Origin of the sequence: Sutcliffiella horikoshii (assembly GCF_020524325.1) — a bacterium.
GTDB lineage: Bacteria > Bacillota > Bacilli > Bacillales > Bacillaceae_I > Sutcliffiella_A > Sutcliffiella_A horikoshii_D.
In genome coordinates this window covers 76,405-95,178 of record NZ_JAIVKY010000009.1, presented here as the reverse complement: position 1 = coordinate 95,178, position 18,774 = coordinate 76,405, and the positions used below count along the sequence as shown (strand labels likewise).

Genomic DNA, 18,774 nt, shown 5'->3' with positions numbered 1-18,774 from the left:
TTTCTACTGGCATACAGAAGAAATCTCCCTTTCCTTATAAAGTTAAATTTCACTTGGCTCGATGATATCTTTCCGCCTGTAAACACTTAAAATAATCCCTAAAACCGCGGAATAAATAATCAGTGTGGTTCCCCCATAACTGATGAATGGTAAAGATACACCTATTATTGGTGCAAAACCTAATCCCATAAGAATATTCCATATAGCAGGAACCGCGATTAAGGTAGCTCCTCCAACTACTAAAATCCTTCCATAAGAGTCCTTCGTCTTGCTTGCATTTTGTGAAATTTTCCATATAAATACTATTAACAATATACAAAGAAATATGCCGAATGCCCAGCCGAGTGAGTATACAAGATAGGGGAAAGCGAATTCTGTATGAGCGTCTGGTAGGGATTGGATGGCATTATCCCCATTTAGACCATTTCCGAACCAGCCTGCTTCAGCAAGGAGTCCCTTGATTAACATGTACATATAACCCGATCCATCATAATATTCTTCAGGGGAAAGAAAAGAAAACAATCTTTCACTTAAAAGACTGCCACGAGAGCTGATTAAGATTGGCACAATAAACAGTAGACACGTGGTCAGTTTTGCTGTGATTATGATGACCTTGCTCTTTTTCGGTAAATGAGAAAAAGTGAACATCATTAATACACATAAAAAATAAAAAATACTAGAAGTAAAGGAAGGAAGCATCATATAAAGAATGAAAGGTATCCAGAAAAGACCAAACATCATTATTTGTTTCCAACCGTTAAACATGTCAGGTTTAGTGAGAATACCAGACCAAGCAAGGAAAAACAAAAGCATAGAAATGGAGGCAGCATCTACCGTAAACCCGCCAAATGAGATCCATCTCTTGACTCCGCCTGCTGAAAGGCCGAATACAGGAAGGTATAGTAGCACAAGCAAGCCACTGCTATAAAAAAGGAACCACCAATTTTTCAGTTTTCTATAATCAAAGAATAGAAAAGAGATCAGGATGATTGTTCCCAGGCTGTACCAAATTGCCTGCTGTTCCAAAAATAACGAGCCAGGTGCATTCCCGATTAAGGGGAGAAAGCTGATCGCACCTATCATAATAAATATGGTGATGAGCGTCCAGTCCATTCTAGGTTTATGAAGCTTATTTAATCTCTCCCCGATTGAATAAGGATTCCCCATTTCTTGAACGGCCTTTTCCTCTGCTTTTTCTTTGGAATCCTCACGATTCTGGAATGATTGACTTAATTCTAGAAGGTGATGATGGAGCTCTTTCTCAATCATTTTGTGAGCTTCTTTGGACTTTACTTTAGAAATTACTTTTGCTAAAAATTCATTAAACATGGGGGAGCTCATAAGGAGGCCTCCTCTAGAAGTTCTTTTAATAAAAGCGGTTGTTTGGAATAACCTTTTTGGGCAGCTTTTAAGTACTTTTTACCTTTTGCGGTTAATGAATAATATTTCTTTTCCTCATCCCACTTATGACTCAGAATCTCTTTTTTTTCCAGCAAATGTAAAAGTGTATAAAGCTGTCCTTCATTGTGCAAAAAGCTATGTTCTTTTTTTTGAAAAAGTCGTGTGGAGATTTCAAAGCCATGTTTTGCCTCTAGTTGTAGAGATTGCAAAATGGAAAGGACGGTTTCTTCCTTAAATGATTGAAGAGTAGAGGATGAATGCCTTGACTGTATCACTTCGTTCACTCTAGCTTTTCTTTCTTCCGTAAAAGAGAGATCCTTGAAAACATTCTTTTTCATAGACTTTTTAAAATTTAGAAATGGGTCATTCATTCTTTAAACCTCCTCTATCAAGTGTTCTTTTAACATTTCCCTTGCCCGTTTAAGTCTGGTTTTTAAGGTATTGATGTTTACGGAAGTAATATCGCTGATTTCAGATAAATGGAGTTCCTCATAGTAATGCAGGATTACCACTTCACGGTATTGTATAGGCAATTCCATTACTGCATTGGTAAGGCTGGCTTCTTCACTTTTAGCTATTACTTCAAGGTCGACATCTTTTGTTTTGGACGGTAAATAGTTCAATATTTTTTCATTGAGTAGTAGCTTTCGATAATGCCAGCTCTTTAGATAATCCTTGCAATGGTTGCTGGCGATCCGATAGAGCCAAGTCTTTATGGAGGACTGGTGATTGAACTGCTCTAGCTTCTCATAGCACTTAATAAAAATCTCTTGTGTTAAATCCTCCGCTATCGTCTGGTTCTTTACATATGTAAAAACAAGATGGAGAACCGCATCCCCGTTCTCATTCATTAGCTCTTGGATAAGTTGTTCCTTTTCTATCACATTTTCCTTAGAAACAACTACATGTTCTAGTTCGTTCATGTAGACATCCCTCCTTTCACCATTTTAGACGATGCATACACTGTTTGGGTTTGGAAAAAAATAAAAAGTTTCATCGCGAACCAAATTAAAAGAGCCAACCCGATTTAAGGATTGGCTCTTCTTCTACCCTACAACACTCTATCAATTATCTTCTCAAACTCATCACTCACAGATCTTCTATCATTTAAGATTTGCTCATTCTTAAATGTCACGCTGCCTCTGTTTTTATCTAGATTCAACTTATCCACAACCGAGGAGAGTGGGTTTCTCCGCAGTTTATCCACATCAAAAAGGACCGTTGTTTCCACATCTCCTTGAAAAATATAGACTTCAATTTCTTCTAATCTCTTAAAATATTTTCCGAATGTAGGTACGAATTCGTATTGTTGGCCGAATACTTTTTCAGATTTAAAATTGAAGGGAAGCTTCTGGCTTTCCATCTGACGGAACTTTAATCCTAGGACTCTCAAGGCGTCGAGGATTTGATCGTGCACCTTGGTAGGTTCAATGGTGATGTAGTCCTTATCTCTTGGATCCACAGCATTCTTGACATCCGCTTCTGTTGCGATCCAAACGGGCGGGATGTTCTTGCCGGTTTCAGGATCCTGCATGGTTATAGGTGTATCTAAAGGAATTCGGAACGAGAACGGGATTTCCTTTCGTTCGCCTGCATGAATGGTAAACGAATCATTTAGTTTGTGGGTATGTATGACGGTGTTAGTGAGGCGGCTGCTTCCTTCATGACCGTAAAGCGTCATCAGTTTTAAATGAATGGCATCAATTTTTTGATTGGAGTTTCCACCCAAAATATCCACAACTCCATCCAACACTTCTCCTTGCATAAAATAGTTCTTTTTTAGCTTCGTATCCACTTTTGCCGAACCAATCCCGACACTTGTTATTAGCTTTGAAAATAGGGACATTGCTTTTCCTCCTTTAATCGTCTACTAATTAGTACGAAAAGGAGTGGGAAAAGTTTCTTTATAGAATTAGTAATTTATGGTATTTTAATCTCAAAGTACTTCGGTGTAAAAATTACTTTGACACACACAGTAATATGTTGTAAATTATAACCAGGAGGTGAGAAAATGTGGAAACCAAAATATCGACTGATATAATACGAGGTCACACGGATACGATTATTCTGAATGTGCTTCGGCAAGGGGACAGTTATGGGTATCAGATTTACAAGACCATTATTGAGCTAAGTAAAAATCAGTATGAGCTGAAAGAGGCCACGCTTTATACTGCTTTTCGGCGTTTAGAGAAGGAAGGGTATATTGCTTCTTATTGGGGAGACGAAACCCAGGGTGGTCGCCGCAAATACTACCGGATAACAGAAGACGGTACGGCACGCTACGAGCAATATAAGAAAGAATGGAAGTTTGCTAAAGAGATACTTAATTACTTGATAGAGGGAGGAATCGAGAATGAAGAGAAGTGATGTGGACAAAAAAGTTCAGGCGTATGTGGATGGCCTTTTCTCAGGCGTTGGGGAAAGTCAGCAATTATTTGATCTTAAAGAAGAGCTAACTACTAATCTAAAAGAGAAAATCGCGGACTACAAGAAGGACGGGATGGATGAGACTGCTGCATTCAAAGAAGCAGTGAGTTCCATGGGAGATCTTAGCGGGCTGGTAGATGATATGCGGGAAGTTGGGCAGAACAAAGCGAAGCAAGCGGTGTACTCTTCCATGACAGCGCGAATTTCTGCGGCTGGCTTGATTACTGGCATATTGCTTATTCTGTTCGGTGTATTAACATCAACCATGTTGTATTTTATGGATATGGAAATGGAAGCTGTGACAGGGACTGCAATTTTCGTCGTGTTTGGAGTTGCTATTATTACGTTTAGCGGGTTAACGAGAGAGACGAGTAGGAAGTATGCGATGAATAGGGTTCGGGCCATTTTATATGCAGTGGCGATCGGGTTGGTCGCATTTAGTCTATTTGTTGCTTTTACAACAGGGTTTGCGACTGGTGAGGTGTATATTGCGATCAGTTCTTTCATGATTTTTTTCTTAGTGGGAATTGGTTTATGGTTAGGACTTTTATTTACAGGAACCGATCGAAGAAAGATGGTGGCGTGATAGTGATATCGCAAGGAATGTGGGCAAAAGAAAACCACCTTCTGCTTCGGTAAAAGAAAAAGGTGGCTTTCATACTAAGATAAATCGTTGAGAGTGGTGTTGGCGCACTACTCTCTTTTTTATTATACACCAGAGTATTACGCAGCTACATCCCCTTTGACTTGCAGTAAGTTAGCTTGCTTTAAACGTCTTCTCACTGTGATTCCTATCCAGCTTGCTAAGAATGCTTTGATGAGACCGACAATGATGAAAGGGAACACACCAATTTTAAATGCAGTTGCCCAAGTCATGTCCAACACAATCTTAAGCTGAATCATTCCTGCCACAAGCGTGATAATCATCCCAACGGTGTTTGCAATCATGGCCATTTTTAATGTGAATGCTGTTTTCTCTAGAATGTAGCCTGTAAAAAAGGCGGCAAGAATAAAGCCGAATATGTAACCGCCTGTATGGCCAACGAGTACGGAAGCTCCGCCCTTCATTTCTGCAAAAACGGGTAACCCAATAGCTCCCAGCAGGACGTAACACACCATTGACATTGCTCCGTATCTACTTCCAAGAATTGTTGCAGCAAGTCCCACCGCGAGTGTTTGTCCGCTGATTGGCACAAGCGGTAAAGGGATTTCCATTTGTGCGAGAACCGCTGTGATCGCGGCGAACATAGCGCATATTATTAGCCATCTTAATCTTTCGTTTTTTGCCGTCATCTGTTAATCCTCCATTTTAGTCAACTTAATAATAAATTTAGTTTACATAAGTTTTTGAATTATGAAAAGACTTTTTGTTCCATTAGCTTAAAGGATTTTTACTAAGTAACTAGAAATTGTTACTACATAAACCTTGAAGGAGGTAGGAAACGATGATCAATAAACTCGGTCAAATCATGCTTTACGTTAATAACCAGGATGAAGCGGTAAAGTTTTGGACGGATAAAGTAGGGTTCCATGTAATTTCAGAAGAGGACAATGGAGAAGGGATGAGATGGATTGAAATAGCACCCACAAAACAATCGGAAACAAGCATCATCCTCCACAATAAAGAGTTTGTTGCCAAAATGTCACCGGAGCTGAACTTGGGTACACCTTCTTTGATGTTTTTCACGGAGGATCTGGAAGGGTTATATGGAAAATTGACTGAAGGAAATGTAACAGTTGGCGAGATGGTCCATATGCCTTCTGGTAAGGTGTTTAATTTTGCCGATGGAGAAGAGAATTATTTTGCGGTGATGGAAAAGGGATAATAAAAAATTTGGCTTGACTTAACTGGCCCGTGATAGCAACTCCTTGTTTTGCCATTACTCCTACAGGGAACACAAAACGATAACCTATTTTACAGGAGGATTTCAAATGGCTAAAACTATATTCATTACAGGAGCGGGTACTGGGCTTGGAAGAGGTGCTGCGTTAGGACTTGCCGAGAAGGGGCATAGAGTGATCGCCACAACGGAACTGACATCCCAGAAAACGGACCTTTTGCGGGAAGTCGAGGACCGAGGGCTAGAGATGGAAGTTTTTAAACTTGATATTACAAACCCTATTGATTTGGAACAAATAGAGAAATACGATTTTGACGTGTTTGTGGCAAATGCTGCAATCAACGAGGGAGGGCCGCTTGGGGAAGTGCCGATGGAAAGATTCCGCGCACTTTTTGAAGTAAATGTTTTCTCGACTCTTGAAACTGCGCAGATTGCTGCAAGGAAACTGGTGAAAAGGGGAAGCGGAAAGATAGTCTTCATGAGTTCCATGGCGGGTATTTCCGCGACACCTTATGTGGGTCCTTATACAGCCACCAAGCATGCTTTGGAAGGTATCGCGCAGACAATGAAATCAGAGCTGGAAGAGTTCGGAGTGAAAGTGGCGACCATCAATCCAGGACCATATGCAACTGGCTTCAATAAACGTGCTGCTGAGGAAAAGTGGAAGTGGTTTGATGAAGAAAAGCATTTTACAAGAAAAGCAGACATGATCGAGCAGGAAGAGCAGCTAAAGGAGTTCCATCCTGAAGATATGATTCAAAAGATGGTGGAAATCATTCCAGTTGATGACCATAAGTTCCGTACCGTTTATCCTGAAGAAACGGAGAAGCAGTTGAAAGAGACGGAGCAAGAGCGATGGGATTTGAGGGTTTAAGTGGAAAATATATAGAAACTGGAGACCTTGCTTTTTGGGAGGGTCTCCGGTTTTTTGTTGTTTGAATGGCTGGTATGAAGACGTGAGTGAGGTGGAAATAAGAGGAGAGATGTCTTCATTCGATGTATGAAGACGTGAGTGAGGCGGAAATAAGAGAAAAGATGTCTTTATAACAAGCTAATTAACTTTAAACGAAAAAGGTTCCATCTACTTTCTAGTGTAAACTAGAGTAGCAGATGGAACTTTTTTTTCAAAAACTGTAACCAATGAACAATCCTCACGTCCTTAAAGTAAGCAAATTTGCGATAGCTATAGAGAGATAGGTGAAATACATGGAGGGAGAATGGTCAATTCGAAAGCTGAATGATTGGTATGAGCGTTATAGTGACGAGGTTTTTCGTTATGTTCTGATGATGACCGGCGATCCAGAGATGGCGAAGGACTTAACGCATGATACGTATATCAAGGCATATCAAGCATTAGATCGTTATAAAGGGGAGACAAGTGAAAGGAATTGGCTGTATAGGATTGCTCGGAATGCGACAATTGATGAGTTTCGGAAGAGGAAGCCTTTTCGTTTTGTGGCTGATTCTTTGGGAGTTACTGCCATGCTGTCGACAACAGATCATTTACCAGAACAGGTAGCGCAGCAAGGGGAATTTGAGGCGTATTTGTATCATGCCTTGCAACAATTGAAAAGGTCTTATCGAGAGGTTATTATTTTACGAAAAATAAAGGATTTGACGGTGCGGGAGTCCGCAGAAATCCTGGGATGGAATGAAGGTAAGGTGAAGACCACTTTGCACAGAGCGTTGGAAGCCTTGAAGAAACAAATGCTGAAGGAGGGGTATAACCATGACGCATGAAAAAGATGAAAGTCGCTTGGATCGGACATTGAAGGGGTACCAAGAAATCAGGCTGGATGAAGAAGGGAAGAAAGAACTCCATAGTAGAGTGATGGGGTCAGTTAGGCAACCAGATAAAAGACAACAAAGGAGATGGGATATGAGGCCGGTCGTTTCATTTATGTTGGCTGGATTTTTGTTGGTGGTCGGTGGGTATTTTCTTGCGAATGAGTTGATTTTTTTAGATGATAAGAATACAAGTTTGTCGGTGGAGGAGGAGAATGACACTGAAGCTGTGGCTGGTGGGGTGACTCCGTATACCAGTATAGAAAAAGCGGTATCTGCTAAGCTTGGGACGGAGGTTCATATTCCGTTTCATGCGGATGTTCCTTTACAGACTGCTTTTATCATGCATGATGGGTACCTTCTTAAAGGTGAGGAAGAGTATTTAGGCGATCCGGTAATGGCGGCTTTTGTGTATAGTACCCTAGAAGCGGGTGATGAGGAAGGGGAGTCAGAGGAGCTTAGAAAATTATCGAAATCTACGGATTTGATTTATGGGGAGTTTCTGTTAAATGATAAACACATTGTTGGGCTTAACATTTTAAATGGAGAAACGAGTCATATTGATTTAATTAATAGCAACCTTATTGGTGAGGAAAAAACTATTGCTGGAAAAACAGTCTACTATAGGCATAGAAAAAATTCTTTTTCAGATACTTTCAGAATAAGTTTCCGCGTGGATGAGGATGTGTATGCATTTTATTTTAATGCGGAAAGAGTATCAGAGGGCTATGCGTATACTTTTGTGGAGAAGTCGTTGAAGCAGATAGAGGAGTAATGGGCAAGGAGATTTAAGGTAGGGTTTTCATGGTTATGAAGGTGGGTATGAAGACAGTTTCGAACGGGATTTCTTGTCGAAAGTGTCTTCATGTTGCTTATGAAGACACTTTTGAAGATGATTTCTTGTTGAGATTGTCTTCATACCGTTTATGAAGACAATCTTGAGGCTGATTCCACGTGGAAAAGGTCTTCATAACATTTTATGAAGATCTACTGCCCATTACTTTTCTCCAAACTGTCTATTTATCTACCTACTCATTCCCCGCAGCCCACAAATCTCAGAAACAACCCTCGCAAACTTATCACTTGTCGTCCACAGTTATCCGTCGTGACAGTTGGTGCGAATGCTAATGAACCAACTGTATCAAGGCAACGCTCTTGGTAACTTTCCTGTAGGCAAGTATATTAGATTACTTGATTTACAGTCTGCACGACATCCATTGTAAGTTCAAAGTTCACAAAGTGGCCCAAACCGGAATTCTGGTAAGTCTGGAATCAATTCAAATTCAACTACGAAGCAGGATTTGATTTTGACAGGGACAAGTGCCAGAGCAAATGATAATATTTCATACGTATTTTCTGACAGTTCACACCAATATTCAGTCATTTCTGCACAATCTAGGAGTCTGCTATGTGGAAATAAAAAGCCAAAAACACTTTAATATGATAAAGTTATTATTAGAATAGTAGGAAAATACTAGAGGAACGTTGAGGGGCATACTATGCTGAATGAACTTTTACATAAAAATCCTTTTGAACATGATGATACGGTGGAGAAGATACTATCTCGTTTGGTGGTAGAGTTGCAAGAGATGCTTTCAGAAGATTCCATTGTCACGACGATGATTTTTGATGATGTGACGCAAACACTTAATCCAGGACCGGGTTACGATGGGTTTCCGATAATTTATGTCGAAAAGGCCAAAAATCTGCCACTTGGTGTGGGTGGATGCGGGATAGCAGCAAATGAGAAGCGTATCGTCATATGTGAAGATATGCATACCGATGCTGTGTGGGAGCCGTTCTTGGAACTTACTGACTTATCTGGAGTCCGTGCTGTCTGGTCCATCCCTATTTATTATCGAGAGAAAATTTATGGAACTTTCGCGATCTATCATCGTTATCCATATACTCCGACGGAAATGGATATTCGTCTGTCCATTTTGATGAGTAAGCATGCGGTGACCGCCTTTACTTTTTTGCGAAAACAGGAATTTGAAAATATGTATCAGCTCATTTCAGAACATGCGAAAGACATCATTACGCTAGCTTCACCGGACGGGACGGTTCAATACATCAATCCTGCGGTTACTGATATTCTTGGTTATAGTCAAGAAGATGTGATTGGAGCAGATTTTTCTCAGTTCATTCCAGTCGATGATCTTGACACTGTGCGAAGTTTTAATGAAGACCTCAACAAGGCTCCATCATCATTAAGTAAAGAATTTCGTGTATTGTCAAAGGATGGCAGAGTTGTTTGGCTTGAAACGGTGGCTAAGCCCGTCTTTGATGACTCTGGGAACTTGACACAGATAATTAGTACCACGAGGGACATTTCAGAGCGCCGGGAATCAGAGGAGGCGCTTGTTAATTCTGAAAAATTAACAGCAGTAGGGCAGTTGGCTGCCGGGGTTGCTCATGAAATACGAAACCCGCTTACTTCGTTAAAGGGATTTTTACAGTTAATCAACATTCAAAATGGTGTGAACCCGCAATACTACGAAATTATGGCGAGTGAGTTGGAGCGGATTGAACTTATTTCTAATGAAATGTTGGTACTTGCAAAGCCGCAGGCGAAGTTCTTGGAAAGTGTGGACATGGTTAAGATTTTGAAGAATGTAGTATTTTTGCTGGACACACAGGCACTGTTTCTCAATATAGAAGTCAAGCTGGAAATAGTGGAATCACTGATGCATGTCTGTGTGGAAAGTGAAATGAAGCAAGTGTTCATCAATCTTTTAAAAAATGCCTTTGAAGCGATGCCACGTGGCGGAAAGGTAACCATCCGTCTAAGGGAAACAGCCGATTCGGTTTGTGTAGAATTTGAAGATCAAGGTGTTGGCATCTCTCCGGAAAAAATCCAGGAGCTCGGCAAACCATTTTTTACTACGAAAGAAAAAGGAACAGGCTTAGGCCTGCTTGTTACAAATAAAATCATTAAAAATCATCATGGCTCGCTTGTTTATGAGAGTGAATTGAATAAAGGAACGGTTGCAAGGATTACACTGGAAAAGCAAAACGCTCGGGCAGCGGAAATGAAGCTTGCAGCAAATGTGGTCGAGTAGAAGAGAGCGCTGAAAGGATGAGCACTCTCTTCTTTATTTTTCTGCAAAAAACCCACTTGCAAGCTTGGAGGCCAGCGCTTTACTTTCAGACCTTCTATTGCGGCGAGTTTTTGCTCGTTCTTCCCCTGTTTTATTCAGGTATATTTCTTCTTCGGTTTCTGGTGTAATGGAAGGAACAGATGCAGGCTTTCCTTGATCATCTAGTGCAACAAATGTTAAGAAAGCTGTCGCTGCAATGTTTTTGGTGCCTTTTGTTAAATCCTCTGCCGTCACTTTCACAAAAACCTCCATTGATGATTTGCCAGTCCAAGTCACAAACGATTCAAAAATAACAGCATCTGTCGGTCTAATCGGAGATAGAAAATCCACCGAGTCCATGGAGGCTGTTACACATTCGCAACGGCACATGCGGGCAGCAGAAATAGAGGCAAGCATGTCCACATCCGATAACAGTTTTCCTCCGAAAAGGGTGTTATGGTTGTTAATGTCGTTTGGAAACACTCGGCTGGTTCGGATAACACGGGTATCTTTGCAGGTTTTGTTCATTGGGATTCTCCTTCAATTTGTTGGGCTTGAAGTTATTTTAGCATTTTTTTCCTTTGTGCGAAAATGTGAACTGTTTTTTTGGTGAGCTTTCTTTATTAAGTTCTGGGTCCTAAAGGGTATAATAAATGCAACGACAAGACAGATAAGAAGAAGGGGATATGATGAGCAAAGTAAGTGAAATGGGTTGGAAGTTTGATAACAGCTATGAATCATTGCCTGAATTGTTTTTTTCTAAAATAGAGCCAAATCCTGTGGAAACGCCTAAGTTGATTGTGCTTAATGAATCAGTGGCAGAAGAGCTTGGGCTTAGTGCAGATGCATTAAGGGGGGCGGATGGTATAAGGATTTTAGCAGGCAACAAGGTTCCAGAAGGTGGTTCTGGAATTGCACAGGCTTATGCTGGCCATCAGTTTGGCAATTTTACGATGCTAGGAGACGGACGGGCGTTGCTGGTTGGCGAGCAAATTACGCCTGAGGGTAGCCACTTTGATATTCAGTTGAAGGGATCAGGACGTACTCCATATTCCCGAGGTGGGGATGGTCGCGCTACGTTAGGACCAATGCTGCGCGAGTACATTATAAGTGAAGCAATGCACGGGTTGGGAATACCAACGACTCGTAGTTTGGCAGTCGTGACGACAGGAGAAGAGGTGTTGCGTGAGGGCCTGCTGGCTGGAGCAGTGATGACACGAGTTGCATCCAGTCACCTTCGTTTTGGTACATTTCAGTTTGCTGCTCAGTGGGGAGACATGGAAAAGTTACATGCCTTGGCAAATTATGCAATGAAACGTCACTACCCTGAGTTGGAAGCTGGTGATTATCTAGGATTTTTTAGAAAAGTGATGGAGCGGCAGGCTGAGTTGATTGCAAAATGGCAGCTCGTCGGCTTTATCCATGGTGTGATGAACACAGATAATATGACAATCAGCGGGGAAACAATTGATTATGGACCGTGTGCGTTCATGGATGTGTATGACCCGGCGACGGTGTTCAGTTCCATCGATGCGCAAGGGCGGTATTCATATGAAAACCAACCACGGATTGGTGGCTGGAATCTGGCTCGTTTTGCGGAAGCTCTGCTGCCATTGTTTGATGAGGACCAAAAGCGTGCGATTGAGTTGGCGCAAGAGGAGCTGTATAAGTTTTCGGACTTGTATAAGGAGTTTTGGTTGTCTGGTATGCGTGCGAAGCTAGGTTTATTTGGTGAAGAATCTGGTGATGAAGCGTTGGTGCAGGGGCTGCTTGATGTGATGAAGGAAAGTAAGGCGGATTTTACGAATACGTTTCGTGAGTTGACATTGGGAGAGCTGGATTTGGAATTGAGGCCTGCATTTTTGGAGTGGCATTCGGTGTGGCAGGAGCGATTGGGAAGACAGTCTGCGAGTGCGGAAAGTGTGCGGGAGTTGATGCAGAAGAGTAATCCTGCGGTAATTGCGCGTAATCATCGGGTCGAAGCAGCTTTGTTGGCTGCGGTGGAGCATGGGAATTATGGTGTGATGGAGAATTTGGTGAGGGTGTTGCGTGATCCTTATGCGTATTCGGATGAGCAGGAAGATTATTGTGTGGCACCGGGTGCGAGTGTGACGGCTGGGTACCGGACTTATTGTGGAACTTGATGTGGATTTTTGATTTGGCACGAACTTGGGTGGTTTTGGCACGAACTTGGCCGATTTCGGCACGAACTCGGGTGGTTTTGGCACGAACTTGCTTGATTTCCGCACGAACTCAATCGTAAATTAACTTGGTGTGTTAAAAATACCCATCTCAGTGCCCGAAATTCAATTGAAACAGGGAAAACGGTAGTAGAGAAGCAGTCTCTTCACCCGAAATTCAATTGAAACAGGGAAAACGGTAGTAGAGAAGCAGTCTCTTCACCCGAAATGCAATGGAAACAAGGAAAACGGTAGTAGAGAAGCAGTCTCTTCACCCGAAATGCAATGGGGACCGGAAAAACGGTAGTAGAAAAGCGGTTTCTCCGCCCGAAATGCAATGTGAACAGGGAAAACGGTAGTAGAGAAGTGATCTCTCTGTCCGAAATGCAATGTGAACAGGGAAAACGGTAGTAGAGAGGCGGTCTCTCCGCCCAAAATGCAATGAAAACAGGGGAAACGGTAGTAGAGAGGGCATAATTACCTCAAAGCTATTAATTGGGTTTCATCTTGATCTAGAACATATCTTCCAATGACAAAAGGTCAAGGACTCCGCATCCTTGACCCTCTTAATTACCACCTAAGTAAGCTGCTGTGCTGCAAACTCGCGATAAAGCTTATGCGACGCCACTAACTCCTGATGAGTTCCCATCCCGGTGATTTCACCTTTTTCAATGAAAATAATCTTATCTGCATTTACAATCGTAGACAGTCGATGGGCGATCACAAATGTCGTCCGGCCTTCCATCAGTCTGGTCAAGGCTTGCTGGACAATTCCTTCTGATTGGCTGTCAAGGCTCGCGGTTGCTTCGTCCATCATTAAGATTTTTGGATCTCGCAAAAAGGCACGGGCAATCGCGATACGCTGACGCTGTCCGCCTGAAAGCATGACACCGCGTTCGCCAACCTCGGTATCAAGTCCTTTTGGAAACTCTTGAATGAACTGATTGGCATAAGCCATCTTTGCCACTTCCCATAAGCGATCATCGGTTAATGAATCCTTATTTTCCAAGCCGTACGTCAAGTTATCCCGGATGGTTCCGGCCATCATCGGGCTGTCCTGGGAGACATATCCGATCTGCTGGCGCCAAGCTTTCATGGATAACGAACGGATAGGCAAAGCCCCAACGAAAATCTCCCCGTCTGTTGGCTCATAAAAACGCTCAAGCAAACCGAAAAGCGTACTTTTTCCGCCACCGCTCGGTCCTGCAAAAGCCACCATCATACCAGGCTCTACATCAAAGGAAACATTATGCAGGATAGGCTCGTCTTCGTTATATCCAAAGGACACACCTTTAACGAAGACAGGCTGATTGGTGATGTCCGCCTCTAAGCCCTCTTGACCGGGCTCATCCTCAATCTCCAAAATATCAATAATCCGTTCCGTCGCACCCTTTGCTTTTTGTAATTGGGTGAAAAACATCGTAAAGGATGTGATTGGAAAAATGATTTGGAACAGGTAAAGCAGGAATGCAACAAGTGCTCCGGTTGTCATGGTTCCTTCTGCTACACGAATTCCGCCGTACCCGATTATTACTACAATTACAAGCATGACGACCATATACATAAGCGGTCCGATGATGGCAAAGATGCGCGCTTCTCGTAGACCAAACGTCAAAAGTGTACGGATGCCTGACTGCCCCTTTGCTTCCTCAGCCGTTTCCGCATTGGATGCTTTCATCAACCGGATCTCACTTAATGTCTGCTGGACGCTGCCGGTAAAGTTGGCCGTCTCATCTTGCATGCCACGAGAAATTTTCGCCATTTTCGTACCAAGTGGAATCATGACCAGCGTCGTTACTGGAACAGAAATCAGCATAAGCAAGGTCATTTTCCAATCCATGATGAAAAGGATGGTGACGGCCCCGATAATAGTGATGATACCTGTGATAAATTGCGGGAAGTGCTGAGAAATCAGGTCCTTCACAATCCCGGTGTCATTAACCACCCGACTAACTGATTCCCCACTTGTTTTTTTATCAAAATAACTGACAGGCAGGCGAATTAATTTAAACCACATTCTCTCACGTAGGCCGGCCACGATGCTTTGGCCGACATAGGCGAGGGAGTAGGTGGATAGTCCGTCAATCACCGCTTGGATAATAAAGACGGCAGCAATGGCAACAATCAGCCACACACTGAGCGATTCCATCGAAAAGCCGTCGACTAGTTGTTGAGTGAGCAATGGGATCGTCAATCCAACTAGTGTCGTGATTAGACTGCCGACTAACCCTAGTGTCAGAGCAACTTTAGGAATATTGGTCGACAGGATGAGGGAGGTGAATTTCTTCAAATTTTTATTTTTGACTGGTTCCATTTATTGTGATCTCCTTTAAAAGGCTTGTTTGATAATTGTACGTTTTTAAGACAAGTAAGTTCCTCTATCATTGTGACAGATTGAGGAACTTGTTGCCAATTTTTGAGTTGACAACAGTATCTCCAAAGGATTATATTTTAATTAAACAGTGGTCAATAAAAGGATGAGTAAGGAAATGTCACCTAGAAAAGCGGTAGCAAATGAATTAACACAGAGTATGGTTATGAACGCGGCACGGGAGTTGTTCCGAAAGAAGGGGTATCAACAGGTTTCGATGCGACAGATTGCAACAGAGTTAGGTTACAGTCATGGCGCTATTTATTATCATTTCAAAAATAAAGCAGAGCTTTTTTATGCCATGATCGAAAAGGATTTTAAAGAGCTAGATCAATGGCTGGACAATGTCATGATTAAGCACCTAGATAATAAGGAAAAGTTGAAGCAAGTTCTGCTCGAATTCATCCGCTTTGGCCTTACACATAAGAGTCAATATGAAATGATGTTTTTGCTGTCAGATGAGGAAGTAAAAAGCTATGTAAACAAAGGGCCGAATGAATCTTATGAAAACTTTGCTAAAGCAATAATGGAGCTGAGCAATCAATCTATCAGCATCCAGCAAGCATGGTCTATTTTCCTTTCGTTACACGGTTTCGTAAGTCACTACTGCCGGTGTGATGCAGACTATGAAGAAGTAAAAGGCTTGGCAGAATCACATGTAAATTTTATCCTAACTACTTTAGGGTAAAATTTTTTATCAGAAATTGACCAGTGGTTAAATAATATTAAACAGGGGGTATTTACTATGAAAAAAGCTATGGTGATAGGGGCTTCAGGCGGGATGGGATACGCACTGGTACTGGAACTTATTAGTCGTGGAGTGGAAGTGGTGGCGTTTGCGAGAGGGAAAGAGCGACTCGAAGTGCTTTTTGGGAAAATAGAAAATGTGATTATCCGACCTGGAGATGCAGGTGAAAAGAAACAAGTATCCGAAGCTGCCAATGGAGTTGATGTCATTTTCCATGCCTTGAACCTTCCCTATGAAGAGTGGAAAGAGAATCTCTTGCCAATCACTAAAAACATCATAGAAGCAGCGGAAGAGAATGGTGCAAAGCTTGCGGTGGTGGATAATATTTATGCATATGGTAAAAGTGGTGGTGAACGCTTGAAGGAAGATAAAGAGAAAACCCCTCACACTAAAAAAGGAAAGGTTCGAAAAGAAATGGGGGAAATGATTCAACAGGCTCCAATCCGGTCTTTGATTTGCCATTTTCCAGATTTCTACGGTCCTAATGCTACGAATACCTATATTCATTTTACACTGGAACAACTCCTGAAAAAGAAAAAGGGAGGGTATGTTGGACCCAAAGATATTGAAAGAGAATTTATTTTTACAAAAGATGGAGCAAGGGGGATGGTGGAGTTAGCATTAAGGGATGATGCCTATGGGCACAGTTGGAATATCCCTGCAGTGTCGACCATTACCGGGCGGGACTTTGAAAAGATGGTAAGAAAACAATTAGGAAAAGATAAGCAACTTTACTACATCACTAAGCCAATGTTTGCTTTATATGCCATTGTTGCCGGAAAGGGAATGCGTGAAGCTTTGGAAATGCAGTATATCAACGCTGAGCCGACCATTCTATCAGGGGAGAAGGTAACAAAGTTTTTAGGAGAATGGAAAAGTACTTCATACGAAAAAGGAATAGAAGAAACAATAGGATATATGTTGAAAAAAGTATAGGTTAGGAAAAAGGGAATCAGTTGTCATGGCTGATTCCCTTTTCCTGTTACCTCGCAAGCCCTCTCTCGAAAGCAGCCAAATGATTGACAGAAGCGTCGCGTAACCTGGTAAATACAATTCTCATATCATTTGGAATGTCTAAAGCTAGGAATTTTTCATACATACCAATATTCTCGATTTCGCCTTCCACGCCAGCTGCATAAGCATCTTTAATCGTTGGCGGTGTGGTGACGAACTGTGGAGAGATGTCTGGCGGAACAGGGACCTGATATTGTTGGAATAAAGGCAGCAGGGCACTAATGTGGCGCAGCTCGGCCTCTTGGATTCTTGCAAAAGTACGGATATAACCGTAGGTGCCAAGGATCCGGTTGTAGCGTGCTTGAGCTAAATATTCGTCTTGCAGTGCATAGGTAAGTATGTCAGGTAGCGTTAATGAAGTAGCATTAAGGGCCCCTTTTGCTCCATAAGTATCAGGGGTTTGGCGGTGAAAATAAGGATAAAACATGGTGTAACCTCCTAAATGTATTAATTACACAGTATATGCGCCTAAGAAAAAGTGGTGTAAACGTACATTTTTAAAGAGTGGCTTTACTATCCTCACCTTCATACTGTATGATACATAGTATAAATGATACTGTACGACATATAGTATTAAAAGAGGTGAGCAAATGAGCGATGGATTGTTGCAGTCGATGACAACGGAATTAAGAAGGGGAACGTTGACGTTGGCGGTGTTAAGTCAGTTGAGAACTCCGCAATATGGTTATTCACTTGTGCAATTGCTTGAGAAAAGTGGAATTACTATTGAGCAGAGTACGCTATATCCGTTACTCAGGCGATTGGAGAAGCAGGAGCTTGTGACCAGCAGCTGGGACAAAACGGAAAGCAGGCCCCGGAGGTATTATGTTTTAAGTGATTATGGAATCGAGATCCTCGAGAAGTTAAGAAAAGAATGGGAGAAAACGTCTCAGGAACTAGCAATTTTACTAAAAGAGGGGAATGAGGAGAATGAATCTGATTGAGTTGTATGTTCAGGAGGTGATTCGCAGGCTGCCAGAGAGTCAACAGGAAGATATCGGTCTTGAACTGAGATCGACCATTGAAGATATGCTTCCAGAGGGGTATGAGGAAGAAGATGTAAAAACAGTGCTATCAGAGCTTGGCCATCCAGCAAAGCTTGCCAGCGGTTATTTAGATAAGCCTATGCATTTGATAGGTCCGCGGTTTTTTGATGTGTATGTAAGTTTGTTGAAGCTCATTATTCCACTCGCAATGATTATTTCTTTTTGCGTGGTGACCTTCGTTGGCATTCTTTCTTATAGTGGTGAAGGAGAAATTTTCCCTGTTATTTTTGGGATGATTGGAGAGGGAGTATGGAACAGTCTTAGTGCAGGAGTTCAGACGTTTTTCTGGATAACGGTGACGTTTGCAATGGTGGAAAGATATGATAGTTCCAATAATACCAATCCAATCACATCAAAGTGGAAGGAATGGACCCCTGATGATTTAAAAGATGTTCCTTATATTCCAAAAAGGAAAGCTATTGGAAAAATAGAGTTGTTGGGCAGCTTAATTTGGACGGTTATTTGGGTAGCTGGTTATTTTAATGCCAATAAGCTTCTTGGTATTTATGAAAAAGGGGAAGAAGGATTGACACTTGTGACGCCACTTTTCAATCAATCCCAATTGATTTCCTTTTGGGCACTGGTGATTGTAGTGATGATGGTGGAGGTTGGACTGGTGGCGTATAAATGGAGACTTGGTCATTGGACCATGAAACTTGTTATAGCAAATGCCATTGTTCATGCTGTATCGCTTGCTGTATTTATTCTCGTGTTTCACAATCTTGCAGTGTTTAATCCAGCATTTTTTCACTATTTTGAAGAAATGTTTGGTTTAACGTACCAACTAAATATGATTTTCAGGTTGGCAGTATTAATATTCTTGATTTCATCAATAGCCGATATTTATCAAGGTATAAAAAAAGCAAGAAGTTAAGATTTAA

The 18,774-nt window shown here is 41.8% G+C and carries 19 protein-coding genes and 1 pseudogene; 12 read left to right on the top strand and 8 right to left on the bottom strand.

Annotated elements, in window-relative coordinates; all coding sequences use genetic code 11:
- Nucleotides 1–42: 42 nt before the first annotated feature.
- From LC091_RS14930 to LC091_RS14915, 4 genes are all read right to left on the bottom strand, one after another.
- Nucleotides 43–1,341: an FtsW/RodA/SpoVE family cell cycle protein gene (locus LC091_RS14930; RefSeq protein ID WP_226682829.1), complete on the bottom strand. Its 1,299-nt coding sequence runs from the start codon at nt 1,339–1,341 to the stop codon at nt 43–45.
- Complete coding sequence (locus LC091_RS14925) at nt 1,338–1,772, bottom strand: PadR family transcriptional regulator (RefSeq protein WP_226682828.1); 435 nt, start codon at nt 1,770–1,772, stop codon at nt 1,338–1,340. Before LC091_RS14925 ends, LC091_RS14930 begins: the two co-directional genes overlap by 4 nt.
- A 3-nt stretch (nt 1,773–1,775) precedes the next feature.
- Nucleotides 1,776–2,324 (bottom strand): sigma-70 family RNA polymerase sigma factor, encoded by a 549-nt coding sequence (locus LC091_RS14920; RefSeq protein WP_226682827.1) that lies wholly within the window; start codon nt 2,322–2,324, stop codon nt 1,776–1,778.
- A 128-nt stretch (nt 2,325–2,452) separates the two neighbouring features.
- The gene (locus tag LC091_RS14915) at nt 2,453–3,247 is read right to left on the bottom strand and encodes a sporulation protein (RefSeq protein WP_226682826.1); all 795 of its coding nucleotides are present in this window, start codon (nt 3,245–3,247) and stop codon (nt 2,453–2,455) included.
- Nucleotides 3,248–3,414: 167 nt separating this feature from the next.
- On the opposite strand from LC091_RS14915, the gene LC091_RS14910 reads away from it, so the two are divergent.
- Nucleotides 3,415–3,768: a PadR family transcriptional regulator gene (locus LC091_RS14910; protein WP_226682825.1), complete on the top strand. Its 354-nt coding sequence runs from the start codon at nt 3,415–3,417 to the stop codon at nt 3,766–3,768.
- Nucleotides 3,755–4,414, top strand: a complete 660-nt coding sequence (locus tag LC091_RS14905) for a permease prefix domain 1-containing protein (protein WP_226682824.1) — start codon at nt 3,755–3,757, stop codon at nt 4,412–4,414. Before LC091_RS14910 ends, LC091_RS14905 begins: the two co-directional genes overlap by 14 nt.
- A 137-nt stretch (nt 4,415–4,551) precedes the next feature.
- Here LC091_RS14905 and LC091_RS14900 read toward each other — a convergent pair whose 3' ends face one another.
- Nucleotides 4,552–5,121: a biotin transporter BioY gene (locus LC091_RS14900; protein ID WP_226682823.1), complete on the bottom strand. Its 570-nt coding sequence runs from the start codon at nt 5,119–5,121 to the stop codon at nt 4,552–4,554.
- 152 nt (nt 5,122–5,273) lie between these two features.
- On the opposite strand from LC091_RS14900, the gene LC091_RS14895 reads away from it, so the two are divergent.
- The 5 genes from LC091_RS14895 (at nt 5,274) to LC091_RS14875 (ending at nt 10,516) form a co-directional block, all read left to right on the top strand.
- Nucleotides 5,274–5,654 (top strand): VOC family protein, encoded by a 381-nt coding sequence (locus LC091_RS14895; protein ID WP_226682822.1) that lies wholly within the window; start codon nt 5,274–5,276, stop codon nt 5,652–5,654.
- Nucleotides 5,655–5,760: 106 nt separating this feature from the next.
- Nucleotides 5,761–6,543: an SDR family oxidoreductase gene (locus tag LC091_RS14890; RefSeq protein WP_226682821.1), complete on the top strand. Its 783-nt coding sequence runs from the start codon at nt 5,761–5,763 to the stop codon at nt 6,541–6,543.
- A 332-nt stretch (nt 6,544–6,875) separates the two neighbouring features.
- Entirely contained in the window at nt 6,876–7,409 is a 534-nt protein-coding gene (locus LC091_RS14885; protein WP_226682820.1) for an RNA polymerase sigma factor, read from the top strand.
- Nucleotides 7,399–8,229, top strand: a complete 831-nt coding sequence (locus LC091_RS14880; RefSeq protein WP_226682819.1) for a hypothetical protein — start codon at nt 7,399–7,401, stop codon at nt 8,227–8,229. The genes LC091_RS14885 and LC091_RS14880 overlap by 11 nt, the downstream gene beginning before the upstream one ends.
- A gap of 724 nt (nt 8,230–8,953) precedes the next feature.
- Nucleotides 8,954–10,516, top strand: coding sequence for a PAS domain S-box protein (locus LC091_RS14875; RefSeq protein ID WP_226682818.1), 1,563 nt, complete (start codon nt 8,954–8,956; stop codon nt 10,514–10,516).
- A 33-nt stretch (nt 10,517–10,549) separates the two neighbouring features.
- On the opposite strand, the gene LC091_RS14870 is transcribed toward LC091_RS14875, so the two are convergent.
- On the bottom strand, nt 10,550–11,062 hold the full coding sequence (locus LC091_RS14870) for an acyl-CoA thioesterase (RefSeq protein ID WP_226682817.1): 513 nt from the start codon (nt 11,060–11,062) through the stop codon (nt 10,550–10,552).
- Nucleotides 11,063–11,220: 158 nt separating this feature from the next.
- On the opposite strand from LC091_RS14870, the gene LC091_RS14865 reads away from it, so the two are divergent.
- Nucleotides 11,221–12,678 (top strand): protein adenylyltransferase SelO, encoded by a 1,458-nt coding sequence (locus tag LC091_RS14865; protein ID WP_404819693.1) that lies wholly within the window; start codon nt 11,221–11,223, stop codon nt 12,676–12,678.
- A 613-nt stretch (nt 12,679–13,291) separates the two neighbouring features.
- On the opposite strand, the gene LC091_RS14860 is transcribed toward LC091_RS14865, so the two are convergent.
- Complete coding sequence (locus tag LC091_RS14860) at nt 13,292–15,028, bottom strand: ABC transporter ATP-binding protein (RefSeq protein WP_226682816.1); 1,737 nt, start codon at nt 15,026–15,028, stop codon at nt 13,292–13,294.
- 175 nt (nt 15,029–15,203) lie between these two features.
- On the opposite strand from LC091_RS14860, the gene LC091_RS14855 reads away from it, so the two are divergent.
- Together LC091_RS14855 and LC091_RS14850 are read left to right on the top strand one after the other, a co-directional pair.
- Nucleotides 15,204–15,773: a TetR/AcrR family transcriptional regulator gene (locus LC091_RS14855; RefSeq protein WP_226683085.1), complete on the top strand. Its 570-nt coding sequence runs from the start codon at nt 15,204–15,206 to the stop codon at nt 15,771–15,773.
- Between the two features lie 57 nt (nt 15,774–15,830).
- Nucleotides 15,831–16,769 carry an SDR family NAD(P)-dependent oxidoreductase gene (locus LC091_RS14850; protein ID WP_226682815.1) on the top strand — a complete coding sequence of 313 codons (939 nt, stop codon included), beginning with the start codon at nt 15,831–15,833 and terminating at the stop codon, nt 16,767–16,769.
- 46 nt (nt 16,770–16,815) lie between these two features.
- Here the strand turns inward: LC091_RS14850 and LC091_RS14845 are convergent.
- A pseudogene (locus LC091_RS14845) lies at nt 16,816–17,253 on the bottom strand (ferritin-like domain-containing protein); the annotation flags it as partial.
- A gap of 184 nt (nt 17,254–17,437) precedes the next feature.
- On the opposite strand from LC091_RS14845, the gene LC091_RS14840 reads away from it, so the two are divergent.
- Both LC091_RS14840 and LC091_RS14835 read left to right on the top strand, forming a co-directional pair.
- On the top strand, nt 17,438–17,791 hold the full coding sequence (locus LC091_RS14840) for a PadR family transcriptional regulator (RefSeq protein WP_226682814.1): 354 nt from the start codon (nt 17,438–17,440) through the stop codon (nt 17,789–17,791).
- Entirely contained in the window at nt 17,778–18,767 is a 990-nt protein-coding gene (locus LC091_RS14835; RefSeq protein ID WP_226682813.1) for an HAAS signaling domain-containing protein, read from the top strand. Before LC091_RS14840 ends, LC091_RS14835 begins: the two co-directional genes overlap by 14 nt.
- Nucleotides 18,768–18,774: the final 7 nt, after the last annotated feature.